General features: G+C 68.9%; 12 protein-coding genes. 6 read left to right on the plus strand and 6 right to left on the minus strand.

What is annotated here, in order from left to right; genetic code table 11:
- Positions 1-256: 256 nt before the first annotated feature.
- Complete coding sequence (locus K883_RS15360; RefSeq protein ID WP_170320557.1) at positions 257-2,269, plus strand: MFS transporter; 2,013 nt, start codon at positions 257-259, stop codon at positions 2,267-2,269.
- Between the two features lie 5 nt (positions 2,270-2,274).
- Here K883_RS15360 and K883_RS15365 read toward each other — a convergent pair whose 3' ends face one another.
- Positions 2,275-5,697 carry a TM0106 family RecB-like putative nuclease gene (locus K883_RS15365; RefSeq protein WP_008254681.1) on the minus strand — a complete coding sequence of 1,141 codons (3,423 nt, stop codon included), beginning with the start codon at positions 5,695-5,697 and terminating at the stop codon, positions 2,275-2,277.
- A 60-nt stretch (positions 5,698-5,757) separates the two neighbouring features.
- Positions 5,758-6,360, minus strand: coding sequence for an LppP/LprE family lipoprotein (locus tag K883_RS15370; protein ID WP_036429163.1), 603 nt, complete (start codon positions 6,358-6,360; stop codon positions 5,758-5,760).
- Positions 6,361-6,459: 99 nt separating this feature from the next.
- On the opposite strand from K883_RS15370, the gene K883_RS15375 reads away from it, so the two are divergent.
- Both K883_RS15375 and K883_RS15380 read left to right on the plus strand, forming a co-directional pair.
- Positions 6,460-8,163 (plus strand): DEAD/DEAH box helicase, encoded by a 1,704-nt coding sequence (locus K883_RS15375; protein WP_008254685.1) that lies wholly within the window; start codon positions 6,460-6,462, stop codon positions 8,161-8,163.
- Positions 8,160-9,299 (plus strand): acyltransferase family protein, encoded by a 1,140-nt coding sequence (locus tag K883_RS15380; RefSeq protein WP_008254687.1) that lies wholly within the window; start codon positions 8,160-8,162, stop codon positions 9,297-9,299. Before K883_RS15375 ends, K883_RS15380 begins: the two co-directional genes overlap by 4 nt.
- A 200-nt stretch (positions 9,300-9,499) precedes the next feature.
- Here K883_RS15380 and K883_RS15385 read toward each other — a convergent pair whose 3' ends face one another.
- The 3 genes from K883_RS15385 to K883_RS15395 all read right to left on the minus strand — a co-directional run bounded on the left by K883_RS15385 (position 9,500) and on the right by K883_RS15395 (position 12,804).
- Positions 9,500-10,081 carry a TetR/AcrR family transcriptional regulator gene (locus K883_RS15385; protein ID WP_020821934.1) on the minus strand — a complete coding sequence of 194 codons (582 nt, stop codon included), beginning with the start codon at positions 10,079-10,081 and terminating at the stop codon, positions 9,500-9,502.
- Positions 10,081-11,322 carry a cytochrome P450 gene (locus K883_RS15390; protein ID WP_162143677.1) on the minus strand — a complete coding sequence of 414 codons (1,242 nt, stop codon included), beginning with the start codon at positions 11,320-11,322 and terminating at the stop codon, positions 10,081-10,083. The genes K883_RS15385 and K883_RS15390 overlap by 1 nt, the downstream gene beginning before the upstream one ends.
- Before the next feature lie 114 nt (positions 11,323-11,436).
- Positions 11,437-12,804, minus strand: a complete 1,368-nt coding sequence (locus K883_RS15395) for an FAD-binding oxidoreductase (protein ID WP_008254690.1) — start codon at positions 12,802-12,804, stop codon at positions 11,437-11,439.
- A 65-nt stretch (positions 12,805-12,869) separates the two neighbouring features.
- On the opposite strand from K883_RS15395, the gene K883_RS15400 reads away from it, so the two are divergent.
- Genes K883_RS15400 through K883_RS15410 form a run of 3 tightly spaced genes read left to right on the plus strand, consistent with a single transcriptional unit; the run spans position 12,870 to position 15,912 of the window.
- Positions 12,870-13,706 carry a uracil-DNA glycosylase gene (locus K883_RS15400; RefSeq protein ID WP_014379570.1) on the plus strand — a complete coding sequence of 279 codons (837 nt, stop codon included), beginning with the start codon at positions 12,870-12,872 and terminating at the stop codon, positions 13,704-13,706.
- A complete protein-coding gene (locus K883_RS15405; protein WP_020821936.1) occupies positions 13,703-14,833 on the plus strand; it encodes an FAD-binding protein in 1,131 nt (376 codons plus the stop codon). Before K883_RS15400 ends, K883_RS15405 begins: the two co-directional genes overlap by 4 nt.
- A gap of 47 nt (positions 14,834-14,880) precedes the next feature.
- Entirely contained in the window at positions 14,881-15,912 is a 1,032-nt protein-coding gene (locus tag K883_RS15410) for an LLM class flavin-dependent oxidoreductase (RefSeq protein WP_020821937.1), read from the plus strand.
- Positions 15,913-15,919: 7 nt separating this feature from the next.
- On the opposite strand, the gene K883_RS15415 is transcribed toward K883_RS15410, so the two are convergent.
- Positions 15,920-19,786, minus strand: coding sequence for a bifunctional diguanylate cyclase/phosphodiesterase (locus tag K883_RS15415; RefSeq protein WP_020821938.1), 3,867 nt, complete (start codon positions 19,784-19,786; stop codon positions 15,920-15,922).
- Between the last annotated feature and the right edge of the window lie 3 nt (positions 19,787-19,789).

Consider the following 19,789-nt stretch of genomic DNA (forward strand, 5'->3'; position numbering starts at 1 on the left):
TGGGGTTCTTTCAGGCTAACGTGCCCGCGGCAAATCCTGACGCCGTTATCGACGCCCACCGGATCCGTGGCTGCCGGCCCTCTTGCGCCGCCGGGAATAATGCAGGCTGGATGTCTGCGACGGCCGTGCCGCCGGCCGGTCGTCGTGGTGAACGGTTCGCCGCGCGCGCGGTCGATGACCTGGGAGTTCAGGCCGATCGACCGGACGGGCCGATGCGGCGTAACGGCATCGTCGGGAGCGAAACGAGGTGGGGTGGATGACCACGGCTGCGCCCCGCATGCCCGGGGGTGAGCGGCGTGCGGGTTCCGGGCCGACGCGGGCCGCCCATCGTTGGGATTTCATCACCCGCAGCTCGCCGCACTCGCAGAATCCCTGGAACCCGCTTTGGGCGATGATGATCGGCTTCTTCATGATCATGGTCGACTCGACCATCGTCGCGATCGCAAACCCGACCATCATGGCCAACCTGCACATCGGCTACGACACCGTGGTCTGGGTGACCAGCGCCTACCTGCTGGGTTACGCCGTCGTGCTGCTCGTGGCGGGCCGCCTCGGCGACCGGTTCGGCCCCAAGAACCTGTACCTGATCGGCCTGGTGGTCTTCACCGTCTCCTCGGTGTGGTGCGGGCTGTCGGGCAGCGCCGCCATGCTGATCGCGGCCCGCGTCGCGCAAGGTGTCGGAGCCGGCGTGCTCACCCCGCAAACCCTGTCGACGATCACCCGGATCTTCCCGCCGCAGCGGCGCGGCATCGCGGTGAGCCTGTGGGGGGCCACCGCGGGAGCCGCCAGCCTGGTGGGCCCGCTGGCCGGCGGTGTGCTGGTCGACGGGCTGGGCTGGCAGTGGATCTTCTTCGTCAACGTCCCGGTCGGCGTGATCGGGCTGGCGTTGGCGTACTGGCTGATCCCGGTGCTGCCCACCCAGTCACACCGGTTCGATCTGATCGGGGTCGGGCTGTCCGGGGTGGGCATGTTCTTGATCGTGTTCGGGCTGCAACAGGGGCAGGCCGCGCATTGGGAGCCGTGGATCTGGGCGTTGATCGTCGCGGGCTTCGGGTTCATGACGGTGTTCGTGTTCTGGCAGTCGGTGAACCCCCACGAGCCGCTGATCCCGTTGGTGATCTTCGGTGACCGCGACTTCAGCCTGTGCAACGTCGGGGTGGCCATCGTCTCGTTCGCCGCGACGGCCATGATGCTGCCGCTGACGTTCTACGCCCAAGCCGTCTGCGGGCTGTCGCCGACGCGCTCGGCCTTGCTGATCGCGCCGATGGCGATCGCCAACGGGGTGTTCGCGCCGTTCGTCGGCAAGATCGTCGACAACTACCATCCCCGGCCGGTGCTCGGCTTCGGCTTTTCGGTGCTGGCGATCGCGCTGACCTGGCTGACCTTCGACATGTCGCCGACGACCCCGATCTGGCGGCTGGTCTTGCCGTTCTTCGCGATGGGCGTCGGCATGGCGTTCGTGTGGTCGCCGCTGACGGCGACCGCGACGCGCAACCTGCCGGCGCACCTGGCCGGTGCGGGCTCTGCGGTGTACAACTCCGTGCGCCAGCTCGGCGCGGTGCTCGGCAGCGCCGGCATGGCCGCGTTCATGACCTGGCGGATCACCGCCGAGATGCCGCGGCGGCCCGCCGGTGGGGGCATCGACGAGGACGCCGTCACGTTGCAGCTGCCGCGGTTTCTGCGCGAACCGTTCGCCGCCGCGATGTCGCAGTCGGTGCTGCTGCCGGCGTTCATCGCGTTGTTCGGGATCATTGCCGCCCTGTTCTTGGTGGGCTTCGCGCCCTGGTCCCGCACCGGCCGGGGCGGCGACCCCTTCGGGCCCGACGAGGATGACATCGTCGACGACGACTACGACGACGACGAATACGTCGAGTTCGTCCTCGTGCGCGAACCCGATGTCGGGCGCGGCAACCGGCCGTCAGGGGAGCGTGCTCATGCGGCGGCCCCGCCACCCGCCGCGGTGCGGCATCGGGGCCCGGACGATTCGTGGCACCGTGTGTTCGACGAGCCGGTTGCGCGGGCACAGCCAATTGGATTTGCCCACAACGGGTCTCATCTGGACAGCGGAAAGCGCCTCCGTCAGGTGCCGGTGCGGCGCTCGGTCAAGCCCAGCCCGCCGGTCGACCGGCTCACCCGACCGCCGCGCCGCCCCCACCGGGGTCCGTCGGGCCACCACTTCACCGACGGCGACCCGCTGCGGGGCCAGCACCACCGCCCCGATCCCGACGACGATCCCACCGGTCACGGCCGGCACTCGTCGGGCAATTAGGCGCCTCAGCGCAGATCGGGTTGGGTGAGCGCCAAGAACGCGCCCAGATCGATCAGCCCCGCGGGTGTGGCGGGCAGGTACTCCGTCAACGACGGCGACCGCGCGATCACCGCTGCATATTGGGCCCGGCTGACCGCCACGTTGAGTCGATTCCTGTTGAGCAGGAAGGAGATTCCGCGCGGTACCACGTCCATGGAGGACACCGTCATCGAGATGAACACCATGGGCGCCTGTCCGCCCTGGAACTTGTCGACGGTCCCCACCCGCACCCCGCCGAGCCCGGCGGAGCTCAACCGGCGACGCAGCAGTGCCACCTGGGCGTTGTAGGGCGCCAGCACCAGCACATCGGCGGCCGTCAACGCCCGGCGGCCGTGCTCATCGGTCCACGACGCGCCGAGCAGTCGCCCGATCTCGGCGGCGATCGCGTCGGCCTCCTCGGGACTTTCGGTCGAATTGCCCTGGTGCTCAACCGAAAGCAGCTGCACGCCCGGCCGATGCCCGTCCAGGCGGCGGGCGGCGGTGCATTCGTGGGAGCGCAGCCTGCCCTCGTAGGACAGCGCCGAGACCGCGGCGCAGACGGCCGGGTGCATCCGGTAGGAGAGGTCCAGGAAGTAGCCACGTTCGTCGGGCAGGGTGCGCCGTCCGTCGACCAGCCAGTCCAGCGCCGAGGTGTCCACCGGCTCGGGATGGGTGCCCTGGCTGACTTGCGGCAACTGCTGAGGGTCTCCGAGCAGCAGCAGGTTCGCGGCGGCCGGGGCCACGGCGATGGTATTGGCCAGACAGAATTGGCCGGCCTCGTCGATCACCAGAAGATCCAAACTCCCCGGCGGTATCCGGTTGGCGTTGGCGAAATCCCATGCGGTGCCGCCGATCACACAGCCCGGCGTATCGGCGAGGAAGGCCGCGTACGCGCCGCCGTCGATCTCCTGCCAGCGCGGAGCCTGGTGGTCGTAACGCTTCTTCGCGACGCGGTGCGGATCCAGGCCGGCATCGATCACGCAGTCCAACAGGTTTTCCACCGTGGCGTGCGATTGCGCGACGACACCGACGCGCCAGCGGTGCTGGGTGACCAGGTGCTGGATCACCCGCGCGGCCGTATGCGTCTTGCCGGTGCCGGGCGGCCCGTGCACCGCCAGGTACGACGAATCCAGATCGAGCAGCGCGGCGGTGATGTCGGCTGTGATGTTCGAGGTGCCGCCGCCGCGCGGCAGCGCAGCGCCGCTGCGCGTGCGGGGCGCGCGGCGCAGCAGGACGTCGACGATGGCGCTGTCGGGCAGGCGCGGCAACCCGGCGCCGACCGCGGCCGCGGTCGCCTGGATCGACTCCCGCAGGGCCGTGGTCGGAATGGGCGGGCCCGGCGTCAGCGCGAAGGGCAGCTGGTGAAATGGCTTGCCGTCGCCGCCGACTCGTTCGAGGACGACCACCGTGGTGGGCACCGCCGGGTCGTCGGCCTCGACGACCGTGGCCCGTCCGGCCGCCCGCCGGTCCGGGCTGTCGGTCATGCCGGGCGGCGCCGGCGGTTTGTACAGCGCAAAGACGTCGCTCTTGAGATCGCCGCGCGCCAACTCGCCGCGCAGCTCGAGCCGTCGCTGAGGTTTGCGCGCGCGGGGCGGCGTGTGCCAGTCGACGCTGACGGACGCCTCGTGGGCGACGAAAACGTCGGTGTTGTCCGCCCATTCGTCGACCGGGAAGTTCAACCGGTCGAAATGCGCCCACCAGAAGGGCTTGTCCTCGCGACGGTGATAGCCGTGCGCGGCGGCCACCAGCGCCACCGCCGTCTGCTCCGGGGTGCGCTCGTCGATGCCGGCGGCCCCGGTGAACGCCGCCAGGGTCACCGCCAGTTCGTCGCGGTCCTCGACGGTGTTGCCGTCGCCGACGGGCTGGGCGCCGATCGGTACGACACCGGATTCATAGGCGCGCAACATCAGCCAGTTACGCAGTTCCTGTGTCGACCGGCAGTCGTAGTGGTTGTAGTCCTCGATCTCCTTGAGCACGGAGGCGGCCTCGTCGCCGCGGCCCTCCGCGCGCAGTTCGCAATAGCGCGCGTAGGAGGTGATCGAACCGGTCGCCGTGGTCACGTCGCCCGCGCGCAGTCGGGACCCCATGTAGAGCGGTTCGAGCGCCTTGAGGCTGAATGACTCCGCGCCCACGCGAATGCTCCTGCGCACCAACGGATAAAGGTCGACCAGCGTGCCGCTGCGCAGCAGTTCGTCGACCTCGTCCTCGCCGACGCCGTAGCGCCCGGCGAGCCGCAGCAACGCGGTCTTCTCGTAGGGCGCGTAGTGGTAGATGTGCATGTTGGGGCGGCGCCTGCGGCGCTTGGCCACCATCGTCAAGAAATCGGTCAGCGCCTTGCGTTCGTCTGCCCGGTTGTGCGCCCACAGCGGGCGAAACCGGCCCGTAGGCCCGGCCTCCAAGACGCCGAACAGATATTCCAGGCCCCACTCGCGGCCGTCGGCGGTCCACAGCGGGTCGCCTTCGAAGTCGAAGAACAAATCACCGGGGTCCGGCTCGGGGAGCAGCGCCAGCGGCTGCGTGTCGATGACCTGGACCTGCGGAACGCCCGTATCGCGTTGGCGCACTTGCAGTTTCGCCTGGGTGGTCAAGGCGGTGACGACACCCGCGGCCAGCTCGGGAACCGGCCCGCTGTGGGCGGCAAGTTCGGTGACGGTGGTGATGCCGGCCTTGAACAGCTTGTCCCGCTGGCTTACCCGCAGGCCGGCGACCAACAGCACGTCGTCGGCGGCGCGCAGCTGCTCGATGCACGACGGGCAATGAAAACAGGCGGCCACGCTTTCGTCGTCCCACCGCACCGCGGCGCCGCTCGCATGGTGGTCGTCGAGCAGCCGCTGCAGCCGCACCCGCTGCAATCGGTAGACCGGGACCAGGTCGCTGACGCGGTGCCGCACGGCCGTCCCGTCGCCGAGCCGCAGTTCGGCCTCGGGCGCGACGGGCACACCCGAGGCCGCCAGCACGTCGGCGTAGGCGGCCAGTTGCAACAGCGCGGTCACCTTTTCGGAGTGGGCCAGCTTGGTGTCGACAACCCGATACTGCTCGCCGTCGCGGACCAGAAAGTCGGCGAATCCGAGGAAGCGGCCGTCGAACATCGCGGCCTGATACACCGCGGGGGCGTGGTCGGCGACGGCGCGCAGCGTCGCGTCGGTGGCCGCCGCCAGCCCGGCGGGTGTGTAGGCCGGGCGGCCGATGACCGCGACGGCATCGCCGAATCGCTCGCGCAATCGGGCGAGCTCGCGCCGCTCATGCTCGTCGCCGAGGGTGGCTGTCCGCGTGAGCAGTTCGTCCTCGATCGCGGTCGCCGGCCCGCGGCCGAGTTTGGCGTCGAAGTCCCGCAGCAGCGCGAATTCGCAGCGGGCGGCGGCGGCAAGGTCCGACGCGCTGTAAACGATGCTGTCGCCGGTCACGAACACTGGAGCCACTGTAGGACAGGGCTCCGACACGATGGTCGCGCCGGGCGGGCGTGCCCGGGATCAATGCGCGGGCGTATTGCCGATCAGTTCGACGGCGTTGCCGTTCCAATGAAACTTCACGTGGGTGTTGAGGCCCTGGATCCCGCCCGGATAGGTCAGCGCCACCGTGTCGCCCGTGGTTTGCGCCGGGTCGATGCCGCTGAAGCCGTAGGTGTCGGGGACGCCCTGCGGGATGAATTGGCCGAGGTGGAACAGCACCGCGCGGGTGGTGGGGCTGACCGCATTGGTGTTGGCCTTGATGATCACCGCCGACAGCTGCGCGCACTGGTTGTAGTTGCCGGCCAGCGGCTCGGGATTCCACGGCTGCTGGCTGCGCGGGTCGCGTGGCAGTTCGGACACCACCTTCGCGATGGTGGGCGAGGCGAGGTTGACCGCGCATGGATCGGCCGGTGGCGCGTTGCCGGGCTGGGCGGCCGGCAATGGCGTGGCCGGGGCCGTGATCGACGGGGTCTCAGAAGTCCTTGCCTGCGGTGTCTTTGCGACTGTGGAATCTCCTGAACCGCAGCCGGTCAACGTGGCGGCGATCAATGCAACAGCGGCCGAGCAGGTCAGTGGCTCGGTACGACACGGTAGCGACCACACATCGACGCACCGTACCGTCATCGGCGCCGCGGGTGTGGCAGGCGTGGCCGAGGCCCGCTCGGCTGTGCTGATGATCACGCGGACCGCCGGACAGCCGGTCACCACTAGACTTCTTGGGCGATGACCCTCTCAGACAGCTCGACCGGGGCTGCCTCTACGACGTTTGCCGACCTGCAGATCCACCCCTCGGTGCTGCGGGCGGTTGCCGACGTCGGCTACGAATCACCCACCGGCATCCAGGCCGCGACGATCCCGGCGCTGATGGCGGGCTCCGACGTGGTCGGGCTGGCGCAGACCGGCACCGGCAAGACCGCCGCGTTCGCCATCCCCATCCTTTCCAAGATCGACGTCACCAGCACCGCCACCCAAGCCCTGGTGCTCGCCCCGACCCGGGAACTGGCCCTGCAGGTCGCCGAGGCGTTCAGCCGGTACGGTGCCCACCTGCCCAAGATCAACGTGCTGCCGATCTACGGCGGCTCGTCCTACAGCGTGCAGTTGGCCGGGCTGCGGCGCGGGGCGCACGTGGTGGTCGGCACGCCCGGCCGGGTGATCGACCACCTCGAACGGGGGACGCTGGACCTGTCCCACGTCGACTACCTGGTGCTCGACGAGGCCGACGAGATGCTCACCATGGGCTTCGCCGAAGAGGTCGATCGCATCCTGTCGGAGACCCCGGAATACAAGCAGGTGGCACTGTTCTCCGCGACGATGCCGCCCGCGATCCGCAAGCTCACCACCAAGTACCTGCACGACCCGCTCGAGGTCAGTACCAAGGCGAAAACCGCGACCGCCGAGAACATTTCGCAGCGCTACATCCAGGTCGCCGGTCCCCGCAAGATGGACGCGCTGACCCGGGTCCTCGAGGTCGAGCCGTTCGAGGCGATGATCGTCTTCGTCAGAACCAAACAGGCCACCGAGGAAGTCGCCGAAAAGCTAAGGGCGCGAGGTTTCTCCGCCGCAGCCATCAACGGGGACATCCCGCAGGGCCAGCGCGAGCGGACCGTCGCCGCCTTGAAGGACGGCAGCATCGACATCCTGGTCGCCACCGACGTGGCCGCGCGCGGACTCGACGTGGAGCGGATCTCGCACGTGCTCAACTACGACATCCCGCACGACACCGAGTCGTACGTGCACCGGATCGGGCGCACCGGCAGGGCCGGACGTTCGGGCACCGCGCTGCTCTTCGTGTCGCCGCGAGAGCGCCACCTGCTCAAGGCGATCGAAAAGGCCACGCGGCAAACGCTCACCGAAACCGCCTTGCCCACCGTCGAGGACGTCAACGCGCAACGGGTGGCCAAGTTCGCCGATTCAATCACCACCGCGCTCGGGGCCCCCGGCATCGACCTGTTCCGCAAGCTGGTCCAGGACTACGAACGCGAGCACGACACCCCGATGGCCGATATCGCCGCCGCGCTGGCCCTGCAATCCCGCGACGGCGAGGAATTCCTGATGGCGCCCGAACCTCCGCCCGAGCGTCGCGAGCGGCGCACCGAACGCCGCGATCGCCCCGAAAAGCCAAGGTCTACACGGCCGTTCGCCACCTATCGCATCGCGGTGGGCAAGCGCCACAAGATCGGTCCGGGCGCCATCGTGGGCGCCATCGCCAACGAGGGAGGGCTGCATCGCAGCGACTTCGGCCACATCGCGATCGGCCCGGACTTCTCGTTGGTGGAACTGCCGGCCAAGTTGCCCAAGTCGACGTTCAAAAGGCTTGAGCAGACCCGCATCTCGGGGGTGTTGATCAACCTTCAGCCGGACAGGTCCTCAGCCAAGGCCCGCGGCGGCCGGGACGGCGGGAAACCGCGCAGGAAACACGGCGAATGACGCTGTCCGAAGAACAGGACGCCCAGGGCGGGCTCGAGCAGACCTCGCGCGTCGACCGCGTCGCCTCGCTGACGGGCGTCCGCGCCGTCGCCGCGCTGCTCGTCGTCGGCACCCACGCGGCCTACACCACCGGCAAATACACCCACGGCTATTGGGGCCTGGTCGGTTCCCGGATGGAGATCGGGGTGCCGATCTTCTTCGTGCTCTCCGGTTACCTGCTGTTCCGTCCGTGGGTGAAGTCCGCCGCAACCGGCGGCCCGCCGCCGTCGCTGAGTCGCTATGCGTGGCACCGGGTTCGGCGCATCATGCCCGCGTACGTCGTCACGGTGTTGTTCGCCTACGTGCTGTACCACTTCCGCGAGGCGGGGCCCAACCCCGGGCACTCGTGGCTGGGGTTGGCGCGCAACCTGACGCTGACCCAGATCTACTGCAACGGCTACCTGGGCAAGTATCTGCACCAGGGGCTGACCCAGATGTGGAGCCTGGCCGTGGAGGCCTCGTTCTACGTCATCCTCCCGCTGCTGGCCTACCTGCTGCTGGTGTTGATATGCCGGCGGCAATGGCAGCCGAAGCTGGTGCTGGGCGCCCTGGCGGGGATGGCGTTGATCAGCCCGGCGTGGTTGGTTCTCGTGCACACCGATCACTGGTTTCCCGACGGCGCCCGGCTGTGGCTGCCCACCTACCTGGCCTGGTTCCTCGCCGGCATGATGCTCACGGTGTTGCAGGAGATGGGTGTGCGCGCGTACGGGTTTGTGGCCATCCCGCTGGCGATCATCAGCTATTTCATCGCGTCCACGCCCATCGCCGGCGCGCCCACCACCTCCCCGGCGACGCTGAGCGAGGCGTTGTTCAAGACCTGTTTTTACGCGGTGATCGCCGCACTGGCGGTGGCGCCATTGGCGCTGGGTGATCACGGATGGTATTCGCGGCTGTTGGCCAGCCGCCCCATGGTATGGCTGGGGGAGATCTCCTACGAGATCTTCCTGATCCACCTGATCACCATGGAATTCGCGATGGACTACGTGGTGGGCGCGCGCGTGTACACCGGTCCGATGCTGTATCTGTTCGTCGCGACGCTGGCGCTGACGATCCCGTTGGCGTGGCTGCTGCACCGATTCACGCGCGTGCGCGACTGAGCCACCGACGTCGCGGTTGCGAGCGGCCGCCGCCGCGCACCATTAGCAACACCGGCCCGGTTAGTCTCTGCGCGGATGGAGAGGTCATTTGCCCGCCTCCCAGCGACAACCTCTTTTGAGCCTCTGACCAGCAGAAACGCGTTGTCGCTCGGAGGTGGGCAGTTCCAACAGTGGTTGCGCGCCGCCCGGCGTGACGGCGCCTAGCCGCAGGCGGACACCGGCGCCACGATCGGGACGACGAATTCCTCGATCATCGCCCTCTCGTCGGCTTCGTCGCGGCCCGGGAACAGCAGCATCGACACGATAACCCGGACCACCCAGCGCGCCCGGCGCTCCACGACCGCGGGGTCATCGGCTCCCAACGAGTTCAGGAACGCCGCCGCCAGGGCCGCGATCACGTCGGACTGGCCCGCCAACTCGCCGCCGACCGGCGGGCGGGTCGTGGCGAACCATGACGCCAGCGCGGGACTGTCGCGCACCATTTGCAAGGTGACCAGGATGCTCGCGACCAGCCTTTCGTGCGGGTCCTCGATGCCGCCGGTGCGCGCGAGGATGGCGCGGCCGAGCCGGTGGGTCTCGCGGTGCACGTAGGCGGTGCGCAATGCCTCGCGATTCTCGAAATACCGGTACAGCGTCGCGCGGGAACACCCTGCGGCCCTAGCGATTTCGTTCATGCCGATCGAATCCGAGTCGCGCTGGGTATAGAGTTCCTCGGCCGCGTCGAGTATCCGGTCGGCGGCCGCTTCGCTGCGCCGCGCGGAAAGCCAGTCGTTTCCCGGCATCAGGAGCCCAGTCGAATCGGCACCGACAGCGGCCGCCGCACGTAATTGCCCCCGGCCCAGGCGATCCCTGATTCGTCGACCTCGAAGTCGGGGCATCGGGCCAGCAGCTCGGTGAGCGCCACCCGGGACTGCATCCGGGCCGCGGCGGCGCCCAGGCAGTGGTGCGCGCCGTGGCTGAACGTCAAAATGTTGCGCGGGCACCGGGTCACGTCGAGTTCGGCCGCGTCGGGCCCGTATTGGCGTTCGTCGCGGTTGGCCGAACCGTACAGCAGCAGCGCCCTGCGCCCGGCGGGAATGGTGGTGTCGCCGATCGTCACGTCGCGGGTGGTCGTGCGCGCCAACCCCTGGACCGGTGAGGTCATCCGCAGCAGCTCCTCGACAGCGTCGGTGATCAATTCGGGGTTGTCCACCAATAACTTTCGCTGATCGGGACGCTCGTGCAGCAGCGGCATCGAGCCGCCGAGCATGCCCGTGACGGTGTCGTTGCCGCCGGTCACCATTGTGAATGTGAACGCCAGGATCGACAGCGTGCCGGCGACGTCACCGTCGGCGCCCACCCCCGCGGTCACCAGGTGGGAGATCGTGTCGTCCTCGGGGTCGGTGCGACGACGTTCGATCAGGCCGGTGAAGTAGGCCATCATCGACCCGACCGCATCGCCGACGGTCTCCAGCGCCCCCGCGACGCCGCCGTCGGCGGTGTTGGCCGCGACGATCGCCTGGGTCCAGCCGTCGAACTGCACCCAGTCCTCTTCGGGCACACCGAGATAATGCGCGACCACCATCGACGGCAGCGGTTTGAACAGCTCGGTGACGATGTCACCGCCGCCGGCCGCGCGCAACCCCTCGATGCGCTCGACGACGAATTCCCGCACCTTGGGTTCCACCGCCTCGACCTGTCGCGGCGTGAACCCGCGCGACACCAGCTTGCGGAACTGGGTGTGCACCGGCGGATCCTGCATCACGAACGGTGGATTGTCTTGCAGCCCAATCAGTTCCAGATCGTCATAGTTGACGGTCAGGCCCTTCGCCGAGGAGAAGGTTTCGTGGTCGCGGGCCGCCGCCCACACGTCGGCGTGCCGCGACAACACGTAGTAGTCATGCTCGGGCGAATTCGGCGGAACGACGTGGTGCACGGGGTCGTGGTCGCGCAGAGCGCGGTACATCGGCCATGGGTTCGACCAGGTGGCGGCGGTCGCGAGCTGGAAGGCGACCGGTGCGTTCTGAGACATAACAGCAGCCATGTCTTATTCGTACGACAGCAGCCGAGATATGTCAACCGCCCGGCGACGCCAGTGCTCGGCCAGCCGGGCAGTCGACATCGATTTCCCGGCCAGCCGGGCGCTCAGCAGCCAGAACTAAATGCCCGACCCGGGGTTGAGGATGCCCTTCGGATCCAACGCCTGCTTGATGCGCCGGTTGAGGTCCATCACCTCGGGCCCGAGATAGCCAGCCAGCCAGGGCCGCTTCAACCGGCCCACCCCGTGCTCGCCGGTGATCGTGCCGCCGAGACCGACGGCCAGGTCCATGATCTCGCCGAATGCCAGGTGGGCGCGTTCGGTCATGTCGGCATCGGCGGGGTCGTAGACGATCAACGGGTGGGTGTTGCCGTCGCCGGCGTGGGCGATCACCGAGATCATCAGGTCGCGTTCGGCGGCGATGCCGGCGATCCCGGTGACCAGCCGGCCCAGCGCCGGAAGCGGCACGCCGACGTCCTCGAGCAACAGCGATCCCTTGGCTTCGACGGCCGGGATGCAAAACCGCCGCGCGACGACGAATGCTTCGCCCTCGTCGGGATCGTCGGTCGAAAATACTTCCGTCGCAGCGTTTTCCGCCAAGACCTTGGCCATGATCTCGGCGTCCTCGCTACCGGCGCGGCCGCGCTCGTCGGACCCGGCCACCAGCATGGCCGCCGCCCCGCGGTCCAGGTCCATGCGCAGGGTGTCCTCGACGGCGTTGATCGCCACCGAGTCCATGAACTCCAGCATCGAGGGGCGAAGCCGGGCGGTGACCCCGAGCACCGCGTCGACCGCGTCCTGCACCGAGGCGAAGGTGGCGACGACGACGCTGGACGCGTTCTGCTTGGGTACCAGCCGCAGCGTCACCTCCGTGACGACGCCCAGCGTGCCTTCGCTGCCGACGAAGAGTTTGGTCAGCGACAGGCCCGCGACGTCCTTGAGCCGCGGCCCGCCCAGCCGGACCGCGGTCCCGTCGGCCAGCACCACCTGCATGCCCAGCACATAGTCGGTGGTGACGCCGTACTTCACGCAGCACAGCCCCCCGGCGTTGGTGGCGATGTTGCCGCCGATGCTGCAGATCTCGAACGAGGACGGATCCGGCGGATACCACAGGCCGTGTTCGGCTGCGGCCTTTTTCACCTCGGCGTTGAACAGCCCGGGCTGGCATACGGCGGTCCGCGTCACCGGGTCGACCGAGATGTCTCGCATCTTCTCGGTCGAGAGCACGATGCAGTTGTCCAGGGCGGTCGCCCCGCCGGACAGGCCGCTCCCGGCGCCCCGGGGCACGACGGGCACCCGATTAGCGGTGGCCCAGCGCAGCACGGTCTGCACCTCTTCGGTGCGCCGCGGTCGCACCACGGCCAGCGGTTTGCCGGCCGACGGGTCGAACGCGCGGTCTTGGCGATAGCCCTCGGTCACGGTGGGATCGGTGACGACCATCCCGTCGGGCAGGTCGGCGATCAGGCTGGCCAGGGCGTCAGAGCTCACGGCCCGATAGTAAGCCCGTGTCGCGGCCCCGGACGGTGCCCGGGTCTGCACGACGTGGCCACTGAATGCAGGATGTTCATGTGCTCGACCACCCGCGTACCGGCCAGCCGTTCGACTCTCCGGTTGGCGCGGGCACCGGATGGCCGGGTGACCCGGCCACGCCGCAGACCCCGGTGGCGGCCGATGCCGCTCGGGTCGTCGCCCTCGCGGAACAGGCCACCTCGATCCCCGAGCTCGACGCCCTGGTCAGCGTGTGCCGGGCCTGTCCGCGGCTGGTCGACTGGCGCGAGGAGGTGGCGAGGGTCAAACGGCGGGCCTTCGCCGACCAACCGTATTGGGGCCGGCCCGTACCCAGCTGGGGAGCGGCGCGGCCGCGGCTGCTCATCGTCGGGCTGGCGCCCGCCGCCCACGGCGCCAACCGCACCGGCCGGATGTTCACCGGCGACCGCTCGGGCGACCAGTTGTACGCGGCGCTGTACCGGGCCGGCCTGGTGAACCAACCGACCAGCGTCGACGCCGCGGATGGGTTGCGGACCAACCAGATTCGCATCGTCGCGCCGGTGCGGTGTGCGCCTCCGGCCAACGCCCCGACCCCCGCCGAGCGGGACACCTGCTGGCCCTGGCTGCAGGCCGAATGGCAGCTGGTGGCCGACCACGTCCGCGTGGTCGTGGCCCTCGGCGGATTCGGCTGGCAGATCGCGCTGCGACTGCCGGGCACCTCCGGTAGAGCCGCGAGACCCAAGCCCCGGTTCGGCCACGGCGCCGTTGCCGACCTCGCCCCCGGGGTGCGGTTGCTCGGCTGCTACCACCCGAGCCAGCAAAACATGTTCACCGGTAGGTTGACACCAGCAATGCTCGACGACATCTTCCGCGACGCGAAAGAACTGGCAGGGATCAAGTGAGCGAGATTCTCGTTTCCGGCGCCAGCGTGGCGGGCACGGCGGCCGCGTTTTGGCTTGGGCGGCACGGCCATTCGGTGACCGTGGTGGAGCGCCATCGCGGGCCGCGGCCGGGCGGCCAGGCGATCGACGTGCGCGGCCCGGCGCTGACCGTGCTCGACCGCATGGGGCTGCTGGCCGCCGCCGAGAAGCGCAAGACGCAAATCCGCGGCTCCTCTGTCGTCGACCGTGACGGCAATGAAGTGTCCCGCGACACCGAATCGACACCGACCGGCGGGCGCATCGACAGCCCCGACATCGAACTGCTGCGCGACGACTTGGTCGAATTGCTTTACGGCGCAAGCCAATGGACGACCGATTACCTTTTCGACGACACCATCACCGCGTTGGAGGCCGATGGTGCGGCCGTCCGCGTCACCTTCGAGCGTGCCGCACCACGGGAATTCGACCTCGTCGTCGGCGCCGACGGATTGCACTCCAACGTGCGGCGATTGGTGTTCGGGCCGGAGGAGGATTTCATCGAACGGCTGGGCACGCACGCGGCGATCTTCACCGTGCCCAATTTCTTGGACCTGGACCACTGGCAGATGTGGCACTACGGCGACTCCACCATGGCGGGGATCTACAGCGCGCGTCACAACGCCGAGGCCCGGGCCATGTTGGGTTTCATGGACCCGGAGCTGCGGATCGACTACCGCAACACCGAGGCCCAGTTCGCCGAGCTGGAACGGCGGATGGCCGGGGAAGGATGGGTTCGCCCCCAACTGCTGGAGTACATGCGGACCGCACCGGACTTCTACTTCGACGAGATGTCGCAGATCAAGATGGACCGCTGGTCGCACGGCCGCGTGGTACTGGTCGGGGACGCCGGGTACTGCTGCTCGCCGCTGTCGGGACAGGGAACCAGCGTCGCGCTGCTGGGCGCCTACATCCTTGCCGGCGAGCTCAAGTCCGCCACCTCGGACGGGACCGCCGACCACGAGCGCGGATTCGCCAACTACCACCGCGAATTCGCCGACTACGTGCAGCGCAACCAATGGCTGGTCGTGGACAACATTCCCGGCGGCGCACCGATACCGCAGGAGGTGTTCGACCGCATCGTCTCCTCGATCACCCTCAAGGACTACTAGGGCCGGGGTTCGGGAACGTTTGCCGGCCCGCGCACGTTGACGCGATCGTGCGTCTTTCCGTCCTCGATCTCATCCCGGTGCGCACCGACCAGACGACCGGCGACGCCCTGGCGGCCACCGTGCAGCTGGCGCAGGCCGCGGATCGGTTGGGTTTTACCCGCTACTGGGTCGCCGAGCACCACAACATGCCTTCCGTCGGTGCCACCAGCCCGCCGGTGGTGCTCGCCTATCTGGCACCACAGACCTCGCAGCTACGGCTCGGCTCGGGCGGGGTGATGCTGCCCAACCACGCGCCGCTGGCGGTGGCCGAACAGTTCGCGCTCCTGGAAGCGGCCGCCCCCGGACGCATCGACCTCGGCATCGGCCGGGCGCCGGGATCCGACCCGGTGACCTCCTACGCGCTGCGGGGCGGGCAGGACGGCCGGGACATCGAGAACTTCCCCGAATACCTTGACGACGTGGCGGCGCTGATGAGCGCGCGCGGCGTGCGGGTTCCGCTGCGCTCGGGCGACTACACGCTCAAGGCCACCCCGGCCGCCGCGACCGAACCGCGGCTGTGGCTGCTGGGTTCGTCGATGTATTCGGCGCATTTGGCCGCCGCCAAGGGGCTGCCGTACGTGTTCGCACATCACTTCTCCGGCAAGGGAACCGAAGAGGCGCTCGAGGTGTACCGCGCCCGATTCACGCCCAGCGCGTTTGCCGCCGAGCCGCGGACGTTTCTGACGGTCAACGCCGCGGTGGCCGAAACCCAGCAGGAGGCAACGGCGTTGATGCTGCCCAACCTGCAGATGATGGCCAGGCTGCGGACCGGGCAGCCACTCGGGCCGGTGCCGCTGGTGGAGGAGGCGGCGGTGGCCGAGTTGACCGGACAGCAGCGGGCGATCGTCGACAGTGGTCTGCGACGCGCCGTCCTGGGGACGCCGGCGGAGGCCGCCGAGCAGATCCGCGCGCTCGCCGAACACTTCGGCGTCGACGAGGTGATGGTGAACCCGGTGGCCTCGGCCCGCCGCGGCACCGACCCGGACACCGCACCGGCGCGCGTCGCGACGCTGGAGCTGTTGGCCAAAGAGCTGTTCTGAGTCCCGGTCACGCCCGCCGGTGGGACTGGCTGGTGTGGGGTTCGGGTGTGTGGTTGGCGATCCAATTCCGCAACTCGTCCGGCGGCAACGGCGCGGTGTGCACGTAACCCTGGGTGATCATGCAGCCGTACCGGTGCAGCGCGTCCAGGGTGGCCTCGTTCTCGACACCCTCGGCGACGAGGTCGGCGCCCAGGTTGTGGGCGAGCGCCACCGTGGACCGCACGATCGCGACCGATCGTGCGTCGTGATCCAGGCGGGTTACGAAAATCCGGTCGAGTTTGAGCTCATCGACCGAAACCTCTTGCAGCCGGGCCAATGACGACCAGCCGGTGCCGTAGTCGTCGAGCGATATGCGAATTCCCAAGCGTTGCAAGGCCGCGACGGTGTTGCGGGATCGCGCGGAATCCACCAGCGCGCTCTCGGTGATCTCGAGGATGAGCGCGTCCGCGGGCAGGTCATGATTCGCGAGCAGCCGCTCGACGGTGCCGACGAGCTCGATGTCGAGCAGGTTGGTCGTCGACAGGTTCACCGCGACGGCGAGCGTGATGCCGTGTTCACGCCAGCACCGGACCTGTTGGAGGGCCATGCTCAGGGTGCGGTTGGAGATCTTGCGCATCAGTCCGGCGCGCTCGGCGACGGGCAAGACCTCTTCCGGCAGCAGCGTTCCGCGGGTGGGGTGCTGCCAGCGCAGCACCGCCTCGACGCTGTGAACGCTGCCGTCGCGCCCGTCGATCTTGGGTTGGTAGTGCAATTTCAGTTCGTCGGTGTCGAACAGTGCGGTACGCAGGTCCTCGATGAGGTTGGGGTCGTTGTTCCGATAAACCTCGAAAGACGAGTCGTAGACCGCGATCTTGCTGCGGGCGGATTCGGCGTGCGCCATCGCGGTCTCGGCGCGGCCCAGCAGCTCTTGCGGGTGGTCGCAGTGGTCGGGACACAGCGCGATGGCGATGCGGCCTTCGACCTGCACGGTGATCGGATCCAACGCGATCGGCTCACTCAACGCTTCCAGCAGCCGGCCCGCCTGAGCGCTGGCGGCGGTCAGGTTGGCCCCGTCCGCGAGCAGCACGGCGAATTGGTCATCACCGACCCGCGCCAGCATGTCGTCGCGACGGACGCTGCCGGACAAGCGGTTTGCGATGTGGCACAGCAACTCATCGCCGAAGTGGCGACCGATCGAGTCGGTGATCTCGTGAAAATCGCTCAGGCTCAACAGCAACAGCGCCCGCCGCGCGCGCGTTCTACCCGGAATCGACGTCGGCCCCGGCGCCGTAGCGGGCAACGCGGTCAGGGCGCTGGCCAGCGAGTGCCGGTTGGGCAGCGCGGTCAACTCGTCGGTCATGGCGTGCTTGGCGTTCGTGTGCAACAGGCTCACGTCCCGGAAGGTGAGCGAGAATCGCGCGGTCGCCACGACCAGGCTCAACGCCGCCAGGGTCGCCGCCGGCCGCGAATGATGCGCCAGGACGATGACTCCCAGCGCGACAACCGACGTCGTCACCGGGGTGACATACGGGCTGAATCGGTGTCTGGGCACTGGCGCCGTCGGCGACGAGGGGGACCAGCTGGCCATCGCGATGAGCAACGACGACGCCGGCCAGCAGGCATCCAGCAAGGTGCCGACCCGATAGGAGCCCGCCGTCGTCTGGAACAGGTACGCCACGTCCGCCACCGCAAACACGACCAGCCCGGTCATCAGCAGCACCCAGCGAAAGTCGTTGCGCCAGCCGAGTATTGGCAGCATGCCGGCGGCCAGGGCCAGGAGCACCAGGTCAATCCAGGGGTAGACCAATCCCATCCACACCGTCGCGGGCGTGCGTGACGTCGCCGCCCGCATGGGGCCCTCCGTCACGGCCGCGGCCACCGCCGCCAGCGTCAGGGCGCACACCAGCGAGTCGAGCTGAATCGGGATCGGCAACCGCTTGAACCGTGCCCGCATGAGCAGCAGCAGCCCGGCGTACACCAGCGGGTAGTACGCCAGGTACACCGGGTCGGCCACCGACGGGGAGCGACCGTTGGGCACGAACAACGCGTAGACGATGTCGCCCGCGGCCGAGAACGCCATCCCGGCGGCGATCAGTGACCACGCCAACCTGTCCGCCGAGACGCGGTACGCGCGAAGGACAACCAGACCGGCGGCCAACACGGTCAGCGCCGAATACAGCGTCGTGGCGGAGAACATGCCGTGTCCCGCGTCCGGATGCGCGACGCTGGACGCGGCGAAGGCGATCACACCGATTGCCAGCACCGCGAAGCCCACCCGGATACCCCTCGGTGGCCGAGGGGCATCGTCGGCGACATCGCCGGAGGGCGAGTTCGTGGTCGGTGTCGCGACGTCGGAAACGGGCGGTGACGCCTGCGGCGTCGCGGCGGCGCCGCCGCCATCGACCGGTGACGTCACGGCGGATTCCCCCGAATCGGGAGACGCCGGGAACGCGTACGGCAACGGCAGGTCGGGCATGAAGCTGCGGATGCATTGCCCGCCTTCGCGTTTGGCGGCGTACATGGCGAGGTCGGCGTGCCTCAGCAGCTGGTCGACCGTGCAGGCCGATGCGCCGGTGCACACCGTGAATCCGATGCTGGGCCGGACCATGATCGGGATGCCGTCGATCAGAATCGCCCCGGTGAACGCGTCGAGGATCCGGTGCGCGGCCGCCTGCGATTCTTGGACGGAAGCCTCGATGACCGCCGCGAATTCGTCGCCGCCGAGCCGGGCGATGGTCCCGCTTTCCCCCAACGCCGCAGTGAGCCGCCCGGCCACCCTGACCAAAAGCTCGTCGCCGGCCGGATGGCCCAGGGCGTCGTTCACCGACTTGAAGTTGTCGAGGTCCAGGCACAGCACCGCGATGGGCATGCCGTTGGGATGCCGGCGCGCGACGGCCTGTTCCAGGCGCTGCAGGAACAGGGCGCGATTGGCCAGACCGGTCAGGTTGTCGCGAAACGCCTCGCGCGCGACCTCCGACAACAAATTCTGGTTGTCGACCAGGACGACGAATTGCCGGGCCAGCACGGCGGCCACCAGGATGCCCAGCGCGGCGAGCATGGGGTCGTGTATCGAATGGCCCGCCGCGTGCGCCCAGCCCGCCGCGGCGGCGAGGATCAGCGGCAAGTAGGGCAGCCACAGCCGGGCCCGGAACTCGGTCTCATCCGGCGGCGCGGGCGCGGGACGCTCGTGCGCGGCGGCCAGGGCCGCGAGCGCCAGTAACGCCAGGCCCGCCACTCGGACCAGGTCGCCGACTCCGCCCGTGTGATAGCTGGCGATGCCGGTATAGAAGACCAGCGCCATGTCGGCGATGCAGATGGTCGCGACGCCGGCGGCGAGCAGGCTGCGGCTCGGCCGGTCGCCGGGACGAGCCCGGGACAGCATCAGGATCGCCGTCGTCACCTGGACGATGTCGGCGAAGACCTCCGCCGAGGTCACCAGCCGCGCGCCGGAATGCTCCTGCAGCTGCGCTTCGACCACGAACACCCAGGCGATGACGAACAGCGACGTCGCCACGATGAGACCGTCGAGCAGCAGACGCCGGGGGCTCTTGCGAGACAACTGGGACAGCAGCACCAACGACGTCATGGCGCCGACCGGCCACAGCAGAAGCACGAACTCGGTTGCCGCAGGGTGGGTGGCGTGATCGAATTCCGGGCGCACGTCGTAGAACGCCCAGATGACCTCGCCGGCCGCCCAGCCGAGCAGGGCCGTCACCAGCGCCAGCCATCCGTATCGTTGCCGCGGGGGCTTGAAGCGGGCCGCGCGCCCGGCGTACGCCGCCGCGATGGCAAGGCACACCGCGATGACGAACCCGTTGATGGGGTGGGTCCCGTACGGGCCGCGCCATCCCCAGAACGACGACAGCACGATCAGCACGCCGGCTACGCCGTACACGGA

The sequence above is a fragment of the Mycobacterium sp. TKK-01-0059 genome, from assembly GCF_000709305.1.
GTDB lineage: Bacteria > Actinomycetota > Actinomycetes > Mycobacteriales > Mycobacteriaceae > Mycobacterium > Mycobacterium intracellulare.